Source organism: Streptomyces sp. NBC_00086 (genome assembly GCF_026343255.1).
Lineage (GTDB): Bacteria > Actinomycetota > Actinomycetes > Streptomycetales > Streptomycetaceae > Streptomyces.
The window spans coordinates 141,538-158,609 of sequence record NZ_JAPELZ010000003.1 but is presented as its reverse complement, the minus strand read 5'-3'; the positions used below and the strand labels follow the sequence as shown (position 1 = coordinate 158,609).

Sequence of the window (17,072 nt, the reverse complement as noted above, 5' to 3'; positions counted from 1 at the left end):
ACAAGGAGCCGGCTCATGAGCAACCCCGTGCGCGCCTTCGTAGTGAACACCCTCGAAACCATGAACCTCGACACGGCCGGGGTCGGCGACGACACCCCCATCGGGGACGACGGCCTGGAGCTGGAGTCGCTGACCACCGCCGAACTCGTCATGCAGGTCGAGGAGGAGTACGGGGTCAAGTTCACCGACGAGGACGTCGAGGCCCTGCAGACCATGACCCTCGGCGCCTTCGTCTCCCAGGTCGAGCAGCGCCGGACCCAGGTCGCGGCCCAGGCCGGCCCGGCGTGAGCGGCCGGTCCCCCGCCCCCGGCCGCCCGGAGGTGATCGCCCTGCTCGCCCAGCACGACGAGTGCGCCCCGGGCGACGTGGGCGAGCGGATCGACTCCCTGCAGCTGGCCTGGCTGGTGCACGTGGTCGAGGAGCGGTACGGCATACGGATCGACCTCGACGAGGAGCTGGAGGCCATGGACACGGTCGACGGCGCCGTGGCGGTACTGGCGGGCGCGCCGGCCGCCTCCGTACCGGGCGGGAGCGCCTCGTGACCGGGGCGGACCGGGCGGTCGTCGTCACCGGGCTCGGCGTCACCAGCGCCTTCGGCCGCGGCGAGGAGGCCCTCGGGCGGGGACTGGCCGCCTCCCGGGCGGCGTTCGGCCCGGTCGGGCGCTTCGCCACGGACCGGTACCGCACGGGCGTCGCCGCCGTACTGCCGGGCGCGCCCGACCTGGACGAGGAGCTGCGCCGGGTCGTGGACGAGGCCTGCGAGCAGGCCGGTCTGTCGCCGGCCGAGCGCGCGCAGGCTCCGCTCCTGCTGGGCCGGCACACCGATCCGGCCGTGGCCCGCCGGCCACTGGCCGTGCAGGGCAAGTCGGCGATCTCGGACACCGCGGCCGAACTGGCGCGGGCCTGCGGGCTGCTCGGCGCGGCCCGGACCTACACCAACGCCTGTGTGGCCGCCAGCACGGCGGTCTCCGAGGCGGCCGTACGGATCCGCACCGGCCGCCAGGACCGCGTGGTCGTCTCCGCGGGCTACCTCGTGGACGAGGACAACTTCGCGCTGTTCTCCGCCGGCCGGGCGCTCTCCCCCGACGGCGTCCTGCGCTCCTTCAGCTCCGGCCGCAAGGGCCTGCTGCTCGGCGACGGCGTCGGCGCGGTGGTCCTGGAGTCCGCGCGGGCCGCCGCCGCCCGCGGAGCCCGGCCGCTCGCCGTCCTGTCCGGCTGGGGCCTGGCCGGCGACGCCCACCACGTGTGCCGGCCGCACCCCGAGGGCCTCGGCATGGCCCGGGCCATCGGCGCCGCGCTGGACCGGGCCGGGCTGACGCCCGCGGACATCGGCTACGTCAACGCCCACGGCACCGGCACGCCCGCCAACGACTCCTCGGAGAGCGCGGCCCTGCGCCTCGCCCTCGGGGACGCGGTCGACGGCATCCCGGTGAGCTCCACGAAGTCCCTCCACGGGCACAGTCTGGAGGCGTCCGGGATGCTCGAACTCGCCGTCACCCTGCTGGTCCTGCGCAGCGGGGAACTCCCCGTCAACGCGGGGCACTTGGGTCCCGACGACGACTGCCGCCTGGACCTGGTCCTCGGCTCGCCCCGCCGGGTCTCCCCCCGGCACGTCCTCAGCCTGAACGCCGCTTTCGGCGGGGCCAACACCGCATTGGTGGTGAGCGCGCCATGACCCCTTCCCCCCTCCCCTCCGCCACCCTTTCCACCCGCTCCGAGGCAGCCGCGGAGGTCCTCGCGGAGGGCGCCTGGCCGGTCCCGGGCGACCCCGAACTGCCGGTGCCGCTGGCCGGTTTCGCCGTGTCCTCCTTCAGCCCGATGGCCTCGGCCGCCGCCGACCGCTGCCTGGAGCAGGTCCACGGAGCTCCCGGCGCGGTGGAGCCCGGCGGCGGGCCGGCCGGTCCCGGCGAGGAGGAGCGCGTACGGCGGGCCGGGCGCACGGCGATCGTGCTGGCCTCCCGGGGCGGCGACCTGGAGACCCACACGGCGACCGCGGTCGCCGTGGACGCCGGCCGGCCCGCGGCGCCCCTGCTGTTCTTCCAGTCCGTGCCCAACGCGGTGGTCGGCCACATCGCCAAGCGCTGGGGGCTGCGTGGTCCGGTGATCTGCTTCAGCCCCGACGCGGCGGGCGCCGATCCGCTGGGCGAAGCCCTGGACGTCGCCCGCTTCCTGGCCAACGGGGGCGACGCCGACGAGGCGCTGCTGCTGCTCGTGGAGCAGGTCGGCCCGGACGGCGCGTCGGCGAGCGCCCGCGCCCTGCTCGTACGGTCCGTGCCGGACGCCTCGCCGGACGGCTCGTCCGACGCCTCGTCCGACGCCTCGCCCGACGCCGGGGAGGCATCGTGAGGAGCGGGCTCCGGGAGCAGTACGACGTCTGGGTCACCGGGATCGGGCTGGTCACCCCGCTGGGGATCGGCGTACCGGCCTTCGTCGACGGGCTCGCGGCCCAGCGCTCGGGGCTGCGCCGCCTGGAGGGGGAGGTGTGGGCCGCGACCGGCGCCGACGTGGCCGGGGTGGCCCCCGAGATCTCCGCCCTGGACCTGTTGCCGCGCACCGAGGCGCGGTCGGTCGACCGGTTCGTGCTCATGGCGCTGGCCGCAGCCGACGAGGCGCTCGGCGACGCGAAGCTGACGGTGGGCCAGGACGTGGCGGCGGACCGGGTGGCGGTGGTGGTCTCCACCGGCGCCGGCGGGCTCGCGACCTACGAGGAGCAGGCCGTGGCCCGCGCCTCCCGGGGCCGGGCCGCGGTCAGCCCGTACCTCCTTCCCGGCATGCTCCCCAACATGGCGGCGGCCCGCATCGCCATCCGCCACGGCGTCCGCGGACTCAGCAGCTCCATCGCCACGGCCTGCGCGGCGGGGGCGATGTCGGTGGCCGAGGGCCTGCGGCTGATCCGCGAGGGCACCGCGGACGTGGTGATCTGCGGGGGCACCGACACCGCGCTCGCCCCCTCCGTGGCCACCTCCTTCGGCAACGCCCGCGCCCTGGCCCGCGCCGGTACGGGTGATCCGGCGGCGGCCAGCCGCCCGTTCGACCTGGACCGCAGCGGCTTCGTCCTGGCCGAGGGCGCCGGGATCCTCGTCCTGGAGCGGGCCGCCCACGCCCGCGCCCGTTCGGCGCACGCCTACGGGCGGGTGCTGGGCTGGGGCGCGACCAGCGACGCCCACCACCCGACCTCGCCCCGGCCCGACGGCGAGGGCGCGGCGGACGCCATGCGGCGCGCGCTGGCGGACGCGGGGCTCTCGCCCCGGGACATCGGCTACGTCAACGCCCACGGGACCGGCACCAAGGTCGGCGACCTGGCCGAGGCGCGGGCCGTCCGCGCGGTGTTCGGCGAGGACGGGCCGCCGGTCAGCTCGGTCAAGGGCGCCATCGGCCATCTCCTGGGCGCGGCGGGCGCGGTGGAGGCGGCGGCGACCGTACTCGCCCTGCACCACCGGAGCCTCCCGGCGACGGCCAACCTCGACCGGCCGGACCCGGAGTGCGCACTCGACCACGTACGCGGCGCGCCCCGCGCGGCGGCGCCCGAGGCGGCGGTGTCCAACTCCTTCGCCTTCGGCGGCCACAACGTGAGCCTCGTGCTCGGCAAGGCCCCGGAGGCGGTCTGACGGCCCGCCGGGCCGGTGAAGAGACCGCTCCCGCACCGGAAGCGCCCGAAGCAACCGGAGCCACAGCAACCACAGCAACCACCGGAACCACCGGAACCACCGCACCAGCCGAATCCGCCCCTCCCTCCCGAAGGACGAGGACACCGTGACCCCTTCCGCCTCCCCGGCACCCGTACCGGCAGGCCCCGGCGAGCCCTCCGCCGACCTGCTGCGCCAGTTCTGGTGGCTGCACGACGCCCGCTGGTACCAGGGGGTCGCGCGGCGGTTCGGCCAGGACGCGGCGAACGAGGTCAACGCGGAGGCGATGCAGTTCGTCACCCGGCGGATCGCCTCCGCCTACGCCCGGGAAGAGGGGCTGGCCCCGGGGCTCTCCGCCGCAGAGCTGGCCGGCGCGCTGACCGGCATCTCGGAGCTGATGACCGGGGACGCCGTGGAGGCCTCCAACAAGGTCACCGGCGAGGAGTCCTTCGAGACGGCGGTCACCCGCAACTTCGCCCTGGAGATGCTCGCGCGCGCCGGGACGCTGGAGGGCTACGAGTGCCCGTGCCCGCAGATGCGGGCGGGCTGGTTCGAGGGCTTGAAGACGGAGGTCAGCGACCACCGGGTGGAGTGCCTGCGCACCGGCGGCTCCGCCTGCCGCTTCCGTACGAGCACGGCGTCCGGCGCGACCGCCGCCGCGACCGCCACCACCACGACCACCACGACCACCGCCGCCCCCACCACAGCCGCCCCCGGGCAGGAGACCCCGTGACCACGCCCGACTCCGGCGCCCCCGCCGCGTACGTCACCAGCGCCATCGAGCAGTTCGCCGCCCGCGGCGGGAGCACCGCGCTGATCCACGGCGAGCGGTCCATGACCTTCGCCGAGCTCCTCTCGCTGGCCTACCGCACGGCCCGGGTCCTGCGGGACGCGGGCCTGGGCCGCGGGGACCGGCTCGTCCTGCTGGCCGCCAACCCGATCGAGATGTCGGCGGTGGGGCTGGCCGCGCACCTCCTCGGCATCAGCTACACCCCGGTGTACGCGGCCGGCGGCGAGCAGGTCGCCGAGCACATCCTGCGCGACGCCGCCCCCGCGGCCGTGATCCTCGCCTGCGCCGGGCCGATCCTGCCGGGGCCCCGGATGGCCGAACTCGCCCGCGCGGCCGGGGTGAAGCTGCTGTTCGGCCTCGGCCCCGGCGCGGACCCGGAGGTGACCGACCTGCTCGCCGAGGCCGCCCTGCGGTCGGACGCCCCGCTGGCGGTGGAAGCCCGGGAGGAGGACGTCGCCCGGGTGCTGTACACGGGCGGCACCACCGGCCTGCCCAAGGGGGTCGTGTACACCTTCGGCGCGCTGACCGCGGCCGCCGGGGCCTGGGCGGGCGCGGCGCCCCCGCCGGGGCTGCGGTTCCTGGCCATGACGCCGATGGCGCACGCCGCGGGTGCGATCGCCTGCGGGCTGCTGCGCCACCACGTGAGCGTCGAGCTGTTCGACGAGTTCGACGCGGACGTGCTGCTGGTGCGGATCGCCGAGGCCTCCGCCGAGGGCCGGCCGGTCACCACGTACCTCTACCCGCCGTACCTGTACCGGCTCCTGGACCACCCCGCCCTGGCGGACACGGACCTCTCCGGGCTCGCGGCCGTCAGCTACGGCAGCGCGCCCGTGACCCCGCACCGGCTCGCCCAGGCGGTCCGCGGCCTCGGCCCCCGGCTGCGGCAGAGCTACGCGCTGACCGAGGCCATCGCGATCACCAGCCTGGGTCCCGAGGACCACGCGGCGGCCGCCGCTTCCCGCCCCGAGCTGTTCGGCTCGGTCGGCCGCGCGGTGCCCGGGGTGTCCCTCCGGGTCACCGGCGGGGACGGCCGCGCGCTGGGGCCCCGTACGGAAGGCGCGGTCGAGGTGTCCGGGCCCACCGTGATGGCGGGCTACTGGCAGCGGCCCGGCCTGAGCGCGGAGGTGCTGCGGGACGGCTGGCTGAGCACCGGCGACCTCGGGGTGATCGACGAGGACGGCTACCTGTACCTGACCGGGCGGGCGAAGGACCTGGTCATCGTGGACGGGACCAACTGCTATCCGCAGGCCGTCGAGAACGTGCTGACGGCCCATCCGGACATCCGGCGCGCCGCCGTCATCGGGGTGCCCGACCCGCTCACGGGCGAGGCCCTGGTCGCCGTCTGTGTTTCCCGGGAGGACCCGCGGGAGGACGGCCGGCCCGGCCTCGCGGAGGAGCTGCGCGCCTCGGTGCGCGAGGCCCTGGGCGCCGCCCACGCGCCCGGGCGGTTCGAGTTCGTCCCGGACATCCCCACGGCCTCCTACGGAAAGCCCGACAAGGCGGCGCTGCGCGCCCTCTTCTCGCCCCTGACCCCGCCGAACCCGACAAGCCCGACGTCCTCCGGGAGCAACGGATGAACATCGAAGCCAAGCCGTGGACCCGCCCCGCCGCACCCCGCGGACCGGAGGGCTGGCTCGACTCGCTGCGCGACCTGCTGGTGATCCCGCCCGAGCTGCGCGACGAGTGGGTGGAGCGGGAGGCCGCGCTCGAACTGCTCCAGTGCGGGCCGGAGATCCTCGACGAGCTGCTGCGCGCCGGCCTGCCGCACGGCGGGACCCCGGGGGCCGAACGCTTCGACCGCTTCGACCTGGTGAACCTCGCGCTCTACTCCGGGTCCGGGACCTCCGTGCCCGAGAAGACGATGCGCTACGCCCTGCGCTGGATGCACGCCGATCCCGAGGCCCTGTTCCGGCCCCAGCGCTGGAACTACTCCGTCGCGCTGACCCCGCCGGCCGCCCACGGCGAGGGCGAACCGGAGCGCACCGACTGGAACCTGGCCACGCCCCACCCGGAGCTGAGCGGCGGCTGGACGGAGTCCCTGTCGATCGGGCCCGAGGGGGCCTCGCTCGGGGAGAAGGACATCACCGCGAGCGGCACGTCCGGGCTGACCGCCTCCGGGGTGCTCGTGACCTCCGGGGAGCGGCGGGAGATCGTCTCGGAGCGGCTGCGCGAGATCGTGACCTCGTACGGGCCCGACCGGTTCCGCTGGGGCCGGATGCCCGAGGAACTCCAGTGGCGCAAGGACGAGGTGCTGGCCCAGGGCTACGCCCCCTGCATCTCGGTCTGCCTGGAGCTGGCCGAACGGTGCCGGGAGGCCGGCTTCGAGGCCCGTACCCGGCGCGGCTGGATCATGGGGATGCTCGACCTCGCCCATTCGTGGCTGGAGGTCGTGGACGAGGACGGCCTGGTCAAGAACGTGGACCCGGCCTTCGTCATCCTGGCCGACCACCACGCCGAGGCCCCGCACCCGGACATCGCGCAGGCCTTCACCGGCTCGCTGCTGAACCGGCTGCTGCCCACGGAACACCATGCGGACGAACCGGTGAACGGGTACCGCCGCGGCGGCCTGTTCGCCCACCCGCGCCACCAGACCGACATCCAGCTCTCGGCGGAGCAGCCCGCTCCGCGCGAGACGGCGGGGGCCGGCAACGGCTCCGGCACCTGAGAGAGGAAGAAGAATCCGATGAGCACGCCCGTGCTGCAGGCCGACGCACAGCTGCAGTCCATACTCGACCGGCTCGTGTCGATGTCCGAGCGCGACCACTACGACCCGTACACGATGTTCGACTGGCCGGACTCGCTGCCGGAGGACCAGTACTGGATGACCCCGGAGCTGCTGTCCATCCACGGGACCAAGGTGGCCGAGTCGTTCACCGAGGAGCAGAAGTGGGCGATCAGCAAGTGGGAGAGCGTCAACTTCTACAGCCTGAACGTCGACGGCATCCGTGAGCTGATCACCGAGATCATCGCCCGGATCCACACGAAGGACTTCGCCCTCTCCTCCGAGTACTTCCACCACATGATCGGCGAGGAGAACGCGCACATGTGGTTCTTCGCCCGGTTCTGCCTGCTGTACGGCGGCAAGGTCTACCCGGACAAGGGCGTCCAGCTGGAGATGAAGTCCGAGGGCGAGTCCGCCCACTTCCTCGTCTTCGCGCGGCTGCTGCTCTTCGAAGAGGTCGTCGACTTCTTCAACAAGCGGATGGGCGACGACGACCGGCTGCACCCCACGATCCGCAAGATCAACGCGATCCACCACCAGGACGAGTCCCGGCACGTCGCCTTCGGCCGGCAGATCGTCTCGCACCTGCACCGTCAGCTGCGGGAGAAGCTGAGCACCGAGGAGCTGGCCGAGCTGGAGCTGTACCTCAAGCGGTACCTGCGCAAGTCCGTGGACGGCCTGGTGAACCCGGCGGCCTTCAAGGACGCGGGCATCGCGAACCCCTACCAGGTGCGCAACGAGGTGCTGGCCGACCCGGCCTTCCACGAGCTGGAGCGCAAGATGCTCAAGCGCTCGATGAGCTTCCTCGTGAACGAGGGCATCTTCACCGACGACGTTCTGCCGCGCTCATGAGCGGGGCAACGGAGCACAAGCCCGCCGGGTTCGACGCCGTGGTCCGGTACCTGCTGACCAAGCGGCCGGAGCTGACCTCGATCGATCCGGACCTCGACCTGGTCGAGAACCGCATCCTCGACTCCCTCGGCTTCGTCAACTTCCTCTACGTACTGGAGGAGCAGACGGGTGAAGAGATCTTGATGGAGCACGTAACGCCGTCTGATTTTCGTACGATCAACTCGATTCGAAAGAGGTTCTTCCATGAGTCCGAGTAGTCCGGAGGCCGGCCGCAGCCCTTCGACGCGCGGCGGTCTCGCGACCCTCGGGCCCGGTGCGCTGAGGCTGCGGGCCACGCTCGAAGGGGTGTTCACCGGCTGGGCGGCCGAGGTCGGCGCCGACGCGGTGCAGTACCCGCCCCTGATGCGGGTCGAGGACCTGCACAGGCTGGACTACTTCCAGAACTTCCCGCAGCTGGCCATCCTGGGAGCGGCCCTCACGGAGGAGGCCGCTCCGCAGTACGCGACGGGCGGGCCCCGCGAGGCCTCCCTGCCGGCGGGGCACCTCACGGAGGCCTCGTACGCACTGCCTTCGGCGGCCTGCTACAACGTCTACCTCGATCTGGCGGGCCGCACGCTGACGGAAGGTCCCCACAAGGTGACCACCGTCGCCACCTGCTTCCGCCGCGAGACGCACTACGACGCGCTGCGCCGGCTGCTGGGCTTCAGCATGCGGGAGATCGTGTGCGTCGGCACCCGGGACGAGGTCCTGGCCCACCTGGAACTGTTCCGGAAGAAGATCACGGGCTATCTGTCGGAGCTCGGGCTGCCGGTCGAGATCGAGGCCGCCACCGACCCCTTCTTCGACGCGAGCGCGGGACGCGCGCTGATGGCCCAGCTCTTCCCGGTCAAGGAGGAGTTCGTCTTCGACGGGTCGCTGGCCATCGGCTCGCTCAACTTCCACCGCAACTTCTTCGGCGAGCGCTGCGAGATCCGCACCGCGGACGGCGAGCCCGCCTTCACCGGTTGCGTGGCCTTCGGCCTGGAGCGCTGGATCAGCGCCCTCACCTCGCACTTCGGCCTGACCGAGGACGAGCTGGCCGACCGGGTACTGGCGACCGGCCGGCCGTGATACCGAGCGGATCGGACGGTGCGGCGGCGACCGTGGTCGCCCCGGCGGGGCGGATCGGCGCAGCGGGGCGGATCGTCCCGGCAGGGCGGATCGCCCCGGCGGGGCAGGTCGCCGCGGGCCCCGGTGTCGTACGCGCCTGGTGGGCCGACGGGCGCGGTCTGCCGGCCGCCGCGGTGGCGGAGCTGGCCGCCGCCGCGCTGGCCCCGCAGGAGCGCTCCCGGTACGACGCCGTCTCCGATCCGCTGGGCCGGGCCGAGTTCGTCCTGGCCCGGTACGTGCTGCGCAGTGTGCTGGGGCGGATGCTCGGGCGGCCGCCCGCCCGGGTGGGCCTCGCCGTGGACCGGGCCGGGCGGCCGTGGGTGACGGGCGCCCCGGGGGTGGACGTGAGCATCGCGCACGCCGCGGGTCTGGTCGCCGTCGCCGTGGGCACCGGGCTCGCGCCCCGGACCCGGGTCGGTGTGGACGTCGAGGAGGTCCGTACGGTCCCCCGCGCCGCGGAGCTGGCACGGCGGCTGTTCTCCCCCGCCGAACGCGCCCGCCTGGGCCGGGCCGCCGGCCGGACCGGGGACCTGCTGTGGCTGGACGTCTGGACCAGGCGGGAGGCGTACGTGAAGGCCGTGGGCACCGGGGTCCGCTCGCTGGCCGGGGCTCCGGACCAGGACGTCGGCCACCTCTGGCACCCGCTGCGGCTGCCGCGGGGGTTCACCGGGGGCCTGGTGGTCGTGGATCCCGGCTGACCGGCCCGCCCTCTGCCTCTCCCCTCCGTCTCCCCCTTCGCTTTCCCATCCCACCGTTCGAATCGCACTTTTCGAGGAGCAGTTCCATGACAGAGAACACCGCCGCACAGCTCGCCGTCACCGCGGTGGGCGGCCCCACCGTGGTCATCGACCTGGGCGGGCTGCGGTTCGTGACGGACCCGACCTTCGACACCGCCGGTTCCTCCTACGAGTTGGGCCCGGTGGCTCTGCACAAGGTGGCCGGACCGGCGCTTGACCCCGACCAGCTGGGTACGGTGGCGGCCGTCCTGCTGTCGCACGACCAGCACCCCGACAACCTCGACGGGGCCGGGCGCGCCTTCCTCGAGGAGGTCGCGCTGGTCCTCACCACCGAGCAGTCCGCGGAGCGCGTCGGCGGTACGGGGCTGGCGCCCTGGGCCGAGCACGTACTGGAGCGCCCGGACGGCGGCCGGCTCGTGGTCACCGCGGTGCCGGCGCAGCACGGCCCGGCCGGTACCGAGCCGATGCTGGGCGCCGTCACCGGCTTCCTGCTCACCGGCGAGGGCCTGCCCACCGTGTACGTCAGCGGCGACAACGTCTCCCTGGAGCCGGTGAAGGCCCTCGCGGAGCGGCTCGGCGGGGCCGGCGTCGACCTGGCGGTGCTGCACGTGGGCGCGGCGCAGCTCGCCCCGTTCGGCCCGACGCTGCTGTCGCTGACCTCCGAGCAGGCGGTGGAGGTGGCCGAGCTGCTGGGCGCCCGCAAGGTGCTCGCGGTGCACCAGGACGGCTGGCAGCACTTCACCGAGGGTCAGGACGCCGTCAGCGCCGCCTTCGAGAAGGCGGGCTCGGCCGAGCGCCTGGTGGTTCCCGAGGCGGGCAGCAGCTTCGCGCTCTGACCCCGGGCCGGGAAAGAGGGGGTGCCCCGGGCCGCGCGTGCGGTCCGGGGCACCCCCCTTTCGTGCTGCGGTCTTCTGCTCAGGCGCCCATCGCGTGGTGTCCCCCGTCGACGTGGACGATCTCGCCCGTGGTCGCCGGGAACCAGTCGGAGAGCAGCGCGGCGCAGGCCCGTGCCGTGGGCTCCGTCTCGGTGATGTTCCAGCCCAGGGGTGCCTTCGCCGCCCAGTCGTCCTGGGTGCGGGCCAAGCCCGGGATGGCCTTCCCGGCGGTGGTCCGCAGCGGGCCGGCCGCCACCAGGTTGGACCTGATGCCCAGCGGGCCTGCCTCCCGTGCGAGATAGCGGTTGGCGGACTCCAGGGAGGCCTTGGCCACGCCCATCCAGTCGTACCCCGGCCAGGCCTTCGTGGCGTCGAAGGTGAGGCCGACCACCGAGCCGCCGCTGCCCATCAGGGGCAGCAGCGCCTTGGCGAGGGAGACGTAGGAGTAGGCGGACGTGTGGACGGCGGTGGCCACGTCCTCCCAGGGTGCGGTGAGGAAACCGCCGAGACAGCTCGATGGGGCGAAGGCGATGGAGTGCAGTACTCCGTCGATCCCGCCGAGGTGCTCGCCCACCAGTTCCGGGAGCCGGGCGAGGTGTCCGGGGTCGGTCACGTCCAGTTCCACGACCGGCGGCTTCTCGGGCAGCCGGCGGGAGACCAGTTCGACCAGGGACATCCGGCCGTAGCCGGTGAGGACGATCCGGGCGCCCTGTTCCTGGGCGATCCGGGCGGCGGCGAACGCGATGGACCGCTCGGTGATCACACCGGTGATGACGATCCGTTTGCCGGCGAGCAGGCCGCCGGTGGCGGGCGAGGTCGCGGGCGCGGGCGAGGTCGCGGGCGAGGTCGCGGGCGAGGTCGCGGGAAGGCTGGTGGTCATGGGATCAGTGCCCCATTCCCAGGCCGCCGTCCACGGGCACGACCGCGCCCGTGACGTAGCCGGCCCGCTCCCCCGCGAGCCAGGCCACCGTGTCGGCCACGTCCTCGGGGCGGCCCGCCCGGCCCGCCGGGATCTCCGCCAGGTGCGTGCTCTTGCGGGCTCCGGACAGGGCGGCGGTCATGTCGGTCTCGATCAGGCCGGGTGCCACCACGTTCACGGTGATGCCGGACGTGGCGACCTCGCGGGCGAGCGAGCGTGCCATGCCGACCATGCCGGCCTTGCTGGCGGCGTAGTTGACCTGGCCCTGGTTGCCGCGCAGTCCGGCGACGGAGGACACGAAGACGATCCGCCCCCACCGGCCGCGCAGCATTTTGGGCAGGGCCCGCCGGGCGCAGCGCCAGCCGCCGGTGAGATTGGTGTCGATGACCCGGGAGAATTGCTCTTCCAGCATCCGCAGCATGGGCCGGTCCTCGGTTATCCCGGCATTGGACACGAGAATCTCCACCGGCCCCAGTTCGGCCTCGACCGTGGCGAATGCGGCGTCGATCTGTTCCGGGTCGGCGACATCGCACCGAACGGCGAGGAATTTACCGTCCGGCGGTTCACTCCGGTAGGTGACGGCAACCCGGTCGCCGCGTCCGAGGAATTCCTCGGCAATGGCGAGCCCGATTCCCCTGTTTCCTCCCGTGACCAGCACCGTGCGTGGCAACGAAACTCTCCGTTCCTCTCGATTTCCTCGCGGCAGCCGGCCGGGGGATCAGCCCTGAATGGTGGTGCTCTGGAATTCCTTCATGTAGTAGGCGTTGCCGACGCGGACCGCCGTCCAGGAGACGATGATGCGCTGGCCGATCGGCACCTGCTCCGGCTCGGTGTAGGTGTCACCGGGCTTGAGCAGCCCGCCGAGCCCGTCGATCACGGCCGTGGAGTTGGACAGGCAGCGCACGGTGAGCGGCTTGCCGATCATCCGGGTGCCCGCGAGGGGGCCCGCGAAGGCGCCCTGGTAGAAGGACTGGATCGCCGTCCTGCTGGTGAGGTAGGCGCCATTGCTCGGAATCATGTGCCCGTCCGTCGTGAACTGGGCGGCGACTCCGGCCGCGTCCCCGTTGTTCCAGGCGGCGAAAAGCCGGTGCGGCACATCGGTGATGGCGGTCTGCGTCGGCGAACACACCAGACTGCTCATGGAATCTGTCGTGGGCTCTTCCACGGCATTCGCCGCGGTGGCCACCCCGGCAAGGAGCACCATGGAAACGGCAGGAATCATGATGCGACGGGCAAGACTCACGGAATCTCCCAATGACTGGCGATCGGACTCACTTGGCCAGTCTAGGGACGCGCCGGATGTCTGAAAAGTTTTCCCCCGGGGCGATCAGCAATTCAAATGACGCGGAATGCACGCCATTCGGAGTTCAGCTTTCCGCTTTCCGTCCGGCGGCTTCGTCCGGAAGCCTCTCCAGGCGCACGGGCACCCCGTTGAAGACGGCCGTGCCGGAGAGCGGGTCGACGACCGAGCCGTCGGTGAGCGCGTTCATGCTCACGCCCGGCTGGGTGGCCGCGTGCGCGAGCCGGCTGCCCCGGCGCCCGTGCCCCCAGCCGTACGGGAGGCTCAGCACGCCCTCGCGCAGCCGGTCGGTGGGTTCCACAGGCACCACCACCTCGCCGGTGCGGCTCCGGACCCGGACCAGGTCTCCGGCGGTGACGCCCAGGCGGTCGGCGTCCCCCGTGCTGATCTCCAGGGCGCAGCGGTTGGTGCCGCCGGACAGGCTCGCGATGTTGTGGGACCAGCTGTTGACGGATTTCAGCTGGCGGCGGGAGATGAGCACGAACCCGCCGCCGTCCAGCTCCCGCATCCGCGCGTCGAGCCGGGGCAGGTCCCCGGTGATGGCGGGCGGGCACAGTTCCACGAGCCCGGAGGCGGTCATCACGACCTCTTCGCGGCGGGGCCGCAGCGGCCCGAGGTCGATGCCGTTCGGGGTCTCCTTGAGCAGGGCCAGGTTCAGGCCGTCGGGACGCTTCCCGAACAGGTCGCCGGCGGGTCCGAGCCGGAGCATCAGGTCGAGCCGCCGCTCCAGTGCGCCGTCCCCGGTCAGCTCCCGCTTGAGCGCGGCCGGTTCGCGCCCGTGCAGGGGCGCCCCCGGGCGGCCGGAGGCGGCCCTCAGGGTCAGGTCGGTCAGTGCCTCGTCCACGCTGTCGGGGTCCCCGGCCGCGCTCTTGCCCGAGGCGATGAGGACCAGCCGGGCGAGGATCTCCGCCTCGCTGGGGCGCCCGGGCGCCAGGGTCCGTACGGGCGGGGAGAAGCGGGCGTTGCGGCGGACGGAGCGGCCGGCCAGGACCACGTCGTAGTGGGGTGATTCCAGGGCGCTCGGCGGCGGCAGGATGACGGACGCGTGGCGGGTGGTCTCGTTGAGGTAGGGGTCGACGCAGACCATGAAGTCCAGTCCGGGCAGGGCCCGGTCGAGCCGTTCGCCCTGCGGGGAGGCGAGGACCAGGTTGCCGGCGATGCACAGCAGGGCCCGTACCCGCCCCTCGCCCGGCGTCTCGATCTCGTCCGCGAGGGTCGCGGTGGGCAGCTCGCCGTTGGCTTCCGGCAGTCCGCGGACCCTGCTGTGCCAGCGGCCGGTGCGGAACGGTTCGGCGGGGCGGCGGGTGGCGTGCGGGGCCTCCCCGAAGAGCACTCCGCCGGGGCGGTCGAAGTTCCCGGTGACGATGTTGACCACGTCCACCAGCCAGCTGGTGAGGGTGCCGAACTCCGTGGTGCAGGTGCCCAGTCGCCCGTACACGGCGGCGGTGGGCGCCGCGGCCAGCTCGCGGGCGAGCGTACGGATGGTCCGCGCGGGGATCCCGCAGGCGTCCGCGACGTCTTCGGCGGCGAACCCCTTCACCTGGACGGACAGCTCGTCGAAGCCGGCGAAGCCGGGACCGGGGTCGGTCGCCAGGCCCTCGTCGAACAGCGTGTGCACGATGCCGAGCAGCAGCAGGGCGTCGGTGCCCGGGCGGATCGGGACGTGCTCGTCCGCGAGGTCCGCGGTGCGGGTGCGGCGCGGGTCGACGACGACGAGGCGCCCGCCGCGTGCCCGCAGGGCCTTGAGGCGGCCCGGCAGGTCGGCGACGGTCCACAGGCTGCCGTTGGACTCCATGGGGTTGGCGCCCAGGACCAGCAGGTGGTCGGTGCGGTCGATGTCCGGCAGCGGGAAGGCGAGCGGGTCCCCGTACATCCAGCCGCAGGCCACGCTCTTGGGCATGGTGTCGAGGGTGGTGGAGGAGTAGATGTTGCGCGTGCCGAGCCGTTCGCGCAGGACCAGCATGTAGAGCGGCAGGGCCAGCGTGTGGATGACCGGGTTGCCCATGTAGAGGGCCACGGCGTCCTTGCCGTGCTGCTCCGTCACCCCCCGCAGCCCGCGCTCGACGGCGGCGAAGGCCTCGGCCCAGCCCACCTCGTCGAAACCGCCGTCGGGCCGGCGCACCAGCGGGGCGGTCAGCCGGTCGGGGTCGCTGTCGAACCGGCCCAGGGAGGCGCCCTTCGGGCAGAGGTAGCCCTTGCTGAAGACGTCGTCCCGGTTCCCCTTGACCCGGGTGACGACCTCGTCCGACAGGGTGATGCTCAGCCCGCACGTCGCCTCGCACAACGGGCACACCCGTGTCGCCGTTCGCTCCAACACCGGCCGCCCCCATACCACTTGATCAACTGGGCGCAGTGTAACGACGGGGGTCCGGACTGTCCCGCGTTCTATCTCCCGTCGAGGCCGACGGCCCGGCTCCGGGCGGGGCCCGGCGCGGCGCGGCAGAGGCGTGGTCGGGGAGCTCGGCGGGGGCGTCGACGTCGACGAGGGCCGCGACCGGTTCGGGGTGTTCGGCGGCCAGGTGGCAGCCGTTGATCCCTGCTCCGGCCCCCGCCGAATTCGCGCGACACGGCGAAGCGGCTCTGGAACGCTGCGATCATGACCTTCGTACTCGATGGACCGGTCCTGGACGGCGCGCTCATACGGCTGGAGCCGCTGGAGCACCGCCACGCGGCGGACCTGGCCGTGGCGGCGGAAGAGGACCGCAGCCCCTACGGATTCACGTGGGTACCCACCGCGGACCGGGTCGGGGGGTACATCGACGCCCAGCTCGCCCGTCGCGACGCGGGGAAACTGGCGCCGTACGCGCAGGTGGAGCAGGCGTCCGGGCGGGCGGTCGGGGCCACCGCCTACTGGGACCCCCGGCCGTGGCCGACGACCGGGGAGGGCCTGTACGCGATCGAGGTCGGGTACACCTGGCTCGCGGCTTCGGCCCAGGGCTCGGGGATGAACACCGAGGCCAAGTACCTGCTGTTCCGGCACGCCTTCGAGAACTGGGGCGTGGCCCGGCTCGATCTGAAGACGGACGCCCGCAACGCCCGTTCGCGCGCCGCGATCGAGAGGGCCGGCGCACGCTTCGAGGGCGTGCTCCGCAACTGGTCCCGCTCCTGGGCCCCGGGCGAGGACGGCCTGCTCCGCGACTCCGCGATGTATTCGGTCACCGCGGCGGAATGGCCCGACTGCCGGGCGGGGCTGGAGGCGCGGCTCGCGGGGCTTCTGCGGCCGGCATCGCCGTCACTGGCGCGGGACGGCGATGCCCGCCGCGCGGAGCTTCGCCTCGATCAGTGAGTTCAACCGGGCGATGGACGCCGCCTCCCGGTGGTGGTTGACCATCGCGTACCGGGAGGCGGCGTCGGACCGGTTCCCGAACCCGGTCGGCACGGCCAGCAGCGCACGGTCGGCCAGCAGCTTGCCGGCCAGCGCGGACGCCAGCTCCTCGATCCGCGGGTCGCCGGGATCCCAGGACCTCGCATCCCAGCCGCGCTTGGTCAGCTCGACGGACTCGGGGTCGCGGAGCGAATGTTCGAGCCGGGTCAGGAAGCTGTCGAAGATCTCCGGGACCAGCGCCCCGGCCAGCACCAGGGCTTCGCGTTGACCGGCCACGTACTCGGGGTCGAAGCCGAGTTCACCGAGTCGTTCCAGGACCGCGCAGGCCCGGTCGGGCAGCAGGGCCCGGTCGCCGTGGGCGAGCCGGTGCAGCCTGTCGCGGCGCGCGGTCAGGTCCTCGATCCGTTCGGTGAGCCGGTGGCGGACCTCGTCCAGGGTGGCGGCGAACGTCTCGGGATCGGTGTCGAGCGGGTCTGCGATCTCCGCCAGCGGCACACCGGCCGCGGCCAGGGTCCGGACCTGGACCAGCCGGAACAGCTCGCCCGACCGGTAACGGCGGTAGCCGGAACCGTCGCGTTCCGGCTCGTCGACCAGACCGAGCCGGTGATAGTGCCGCACGGTCTTGATGGTGACGCCGGCGAACGCCGCCGCCTGACCGATCGTGAGTCCCTCTGCCATCGGCTCGGCACACCTCCGGATCGTGGGCGGCAGCGGCCTCGCGGACCGCGACGGCGACGGCCGGGAAGTCCGGACGATCACCGGAGCGAGGATAGCGCG

Annotated in this window: 19 protein-coding genes; 14 read left to right on the top strand and 5 right to left on the bottom strand. The window is 73.4% G+C overall.

All coding sequences use genetic code 11. From position 1 onward, the window contains the following. The first annotated feature begins 15 nt into the window (after window positions 1-15). The 13 genes from OG276_RS39415 (at window position 16) to OG276_RS39355 (ending at window position 10,712) form a co-directional block, all read left to right on the top strand. Window positions 16-288, top strand: a complete 273-nt coding sequence (locus OG276_RS39415) for an acyl carrier protein (protein ID WP_266914411.1) — start codon at window positions 16-18, stop codon at window positions 286-288. Beyond that, window positions 285-542, top strand: a complete 258-nt coding sequence (locus OG276_RS39410) for an acyl carrier protein (protein WP_266914409.1) — start codon at window positions 285-287, stop codon at window positions 540-542. Before OG276_RS39415 ends, OG276_RS39410 begins: the two co-directional genes overlap by 4 nt. Continuing rightward, the gene (locus OG276_RS39405) at window positions 539-1,675 is read left to right on the top strand and encodes a beta-ketoacyl synthase (RefSeq protein ID WP_266914407.1); all 1,137 of its coding nucleotides are present in this window, start codon (window positions 539-541) and stop codon (window positions 1,673-1,675) included. Before OG276_RS39410 ends, OG276_RS39405 begins: the two co-directional genes overlap by 4 nt. Continuing rightward, complete coding sequence (locus OG276_RS39400; protein WP_266914405.1) at window positions 1,672-2,346, top strand: beta-ketoacyl synthase chain length factor; 675 nt, start codon at window positions 1,672-1,674, stop codon at window positions 2,344-2,346. Before OG276_RS39405 ends, OG276_RS39400 begins: the two co-directional genes overlap by 4 nt. Next, entirely contained in the window at window positions 2,343-3,608 is a 1,266-nt protein-coding gene (locus OG276_RS39395; RefSeq protein ID WP_266914403.1) for a beta-ketoacyl synthase, read from the top strand. The genes OG276_RS39400 and OG276_RS39395 overlap by 4 nt, the downstream gene beginning before the upstream one ends. 145 nt (window positions 3,609-3,753) lie before the next feature. Next, window positions 3,754-4,359, top strand: coding sequence for an L-2-amino-thiazoline-4-carboxylic acid hydrolase (locus OG276_RS39390; protein ID WP_266914401.1), 606 nt, complete (start codon window positions 3,754-3,756; stop codon window positions 4,357-4,359). Then, complete coding sequence (locus tag OG276_RS39385; RefSeq protein WP_266914400.1) at window positions 4,356-5,993, top strand: AMP-binding protein; 1,638 nt, start codon at window positions 4,356-4,358, stop codon at window positions 5,991-5,993. The genes OG276_RS39390 and OG276_RS39385 overlap by 4 nt, the downstream gene beginning before the upstream one ends. Further along, entirely contained in the window at window positions 5,990-7,081 is a 1,092-nt protein-coding gene (locus tag OG276_RS39380) for a hypothetical protein (protein ID WP_266914399.1), read from the top strand. The genes OG276_RS39385 and OG276_RS39380 overlap by 4 nt, the downstream gene beginning before the upstream one ends. A gap of 18 nt (window positions 7,082-7,099) precedes the next feature. Next, window positions 7,100-7,990, top strand: a complete 891-nt coding sequence (locus tag OG276_RS39375; protein ID WP_266914398.1) for a diiron oxygenase — start codon at window positions 7,100-7,102, stop codon at window positions 7,988-7,990. After that, window positions 7,987-8,247, top strand: coding sequence for an acyl carrier protein (locus tag OG276_RS39370; RefSeq protein WP_266914397.1), 261 nt, complete (start codon window positions 7,987-7,989; stop codon window positions 8,245-8,247). The genes OG276_RS39375 and OG276_RS39370 overlap by 4 nt, the downstream gene beginning before the upstream one ends. Then, window positions 8,234-9,100, top strand: coding sequence for an aminoacyl--tRNA ligase-related protein (locus OG276_RS39365; protein WP_266914396.1), 867 nt, complete (start codon window positions 8,234-8,236; stop codon window positions 9,098-9,100). Before OG276_RS39370 ends, OG276_RS39365 begins: the two co-directional genes overlap by 14 nt. Continuing rightward, window positions 9,097-9,837 (top strand): 4'-phosphopantetheinyl transferase superfamily protein, encoded by a 741-nt coding sequence (locus tag OG276_RS39360; RefSeq protein ID WP_266914395.1) that lies wholly within the window; start codon window positions 9,097-9,099, stop codon window positions 9,835-9,837. Before OG276_RS39365 ends, OG276_RS39360 begins: the two co-directional genes overlap by 4 nt. Window positions 9,838-9,923: 86 nt before the next feature. Continuing rightward, window positions 9,924-10,712, top strand: a complete 789-nt coding sequence (locus tag OG276_RS39355; protein ID WP_266914394.1) for an MBL fold metallo-hydrolase — start codon at window positions 9,924-9,926, stop codon at window positions 10,710-10,712. Between the two features lie 79 nt (window positions 10,713-10,791). On the opposite strand, the gene fabI is transcribed toward OG276_RS39355, so the two are convergent. From fabI to OG276_RS39335, 4 genes are all read right to left on the bottom strand, one after another. Next, the gene (gene fabI, locus OG276_RS39350) at window positions 10,792-11,631 is read right to left on the bottom strand and encodes an enoyl-ACP reductase FabI (RefSeq protein WP_266914393.1); all 840 of its coding nucleotides are present in this window, start codon (window positions 11,629-11,631) and stop codon (window positions 10,792-10,794) included. A 4-nt stretch (window positions 11,632-11,635) separates the two neighbouring features. Continuing rightward, entirely contained in the window at window positions 11,636-12,340 is a 705-nt protein-coding gene (locus OG276_RS39345) for a 3-oxoacyl-ACP reductase family protein (RefSeq protein ID WP_266914392.1), read from the bottom strand. A gap of 48 nt (window positions 12,341-12,388) precedes the next feature. Beyond that, window positions 12,389-12,811, bottom strand: a complete 423-nt coding sequence (locus tag OG276_RS39340; RefSeq protein WP_266914391.1) for an SgcJ/EcaC family oxidoreductase — start codon at window positions 12,809-12,811, stop codon at window positions 12,389-12,391. A gap of 226 nt (window positions 12,812-13,037) precedes the next feature. Next, window positions 13,038-15,263, bottom strand: coding sequence for a molybdopterin-dependent oxidoreductase (locus tag OG276_RS39335; protein ID WP_323182429.1), 2,226 nt, complete (start codon window positions 15,261-15,263; stop codon window positions 13,038-13,040). A gap of 303 nt (window positions 15,264-15,566) precedes the next feature. Here OG276_RS39335 and OG276_RS39330 point away from each other — a divergent pair, with 303 nt between their 5' ends. Next, complete coding sequence (locus OG276_RS39330; protein WP_266914390.1) at window positions 15,567-16,256, top strand: GNAT family N-acetyltransferase; 690 nt, start codon at window positions 15,567-15,569, stop codon at window positions 16,254-16,256. On the opposite strand, the gene OG276_RS39325 is transcribed toward OG276_RS39330, so the two are convergent. Continuing rightward, window positions 16,203-16,973: a MerR family transcriptional regulator gene (locus tag OG276_RS39325; RefSeq protein WP_266914389.1), complete on the bottom strand. Its 771-nt coding sequence runs from the start codon at window positions 16,971-16,973 to the stop codon at window positions 16,203-16,205. The genes OG276_RS39330 and OG276_RS39325 overlap by 54 nt on opposite strands. Window positions 16,974-17,072 lie beyond the last annotated feature (99 nt).

Excerpts from the sequence above, each read along its gene's own strand:
- OG276_RS39415 (WP_266914411.1), top strand. The coding sequence starts at position 16 with ATGAGCAACCCCGTGCGCGCCTTCGTAGTGAACACCCTCGAAACCATG.
- OG276_RS39400 (WP_266914405.1), top strand. The coding sequence starts at position 1,672 with ATGACCCCTTCCCCCCTCCCCTCCGCCACCCTTTCCACCCGCTCCGAG.
- OG276_RS39380 (WP_266914399.1), top strand. The coding sequence starts at position 5,990 with ATGAACATCGAAGCCAAGCCGTGGACCCGCCCCGCCGCACCCCGCGGA.
- OG276_RS39375 (WP_266914398.1), top strand. The coding sequence starts at position 7,100 with ATGAGCACGCCCGTGCTGCAGGCCGACGCACAGCTGCAGTCCATACTC.
- OG276_RS39370 (WP_266914397.1), top strand. The coding sequence starts at position 7,987 with ATGAGCGGGGCAACGGAGCACAAGCCCGCCGGGTTCGACGCCGTGGTC.
- OG276_RS39365 (WP_266914396.1), top strand. The coding sequence starts at position 8,234 with ATGAGTCCGAGTAGTCCGGAGGCCGGCCGCAGCCCTTCGACGCGCGGC.
- OG276_RS39355 (WP_266914394.1), top strand. The coding sequence starts at position 9,924 with ATGACAGAGAACACCGCCGCACAGCTCGCCGTCACCGCGGTGGGCGGC.
- fabI (WP_266914393.1), bottom strand. The coding sequence starts at position 11,631 with ATGACCACCAGCCTTCCCGCGACCTCGCCCGCGACCTCGCCCGCGACC.
- OG276_RS39340 (WP_266914391.1), bottom strand. The coding sequence starts at position 12,811 with ATGAGCAGTCTGGTGTGTTCGCCGACGCAGACCGCCATCACCGATGTG.
- OG276_RS39330 (WP_266914390.1), top strand. The coding sequence starts at position 15,567 with ATGACCTTCGTACTCGATGGACCGGTCCTGGACGGCGCGCTCATACGG.
- OG276_RS39325 (WP_266914389.1), bottom strand. The coding sequence starts at position 16,973 with ATGGCAGAGGGACTCACGATCGGTCAGGCGGCGGCGTTCGCCGGCGTC.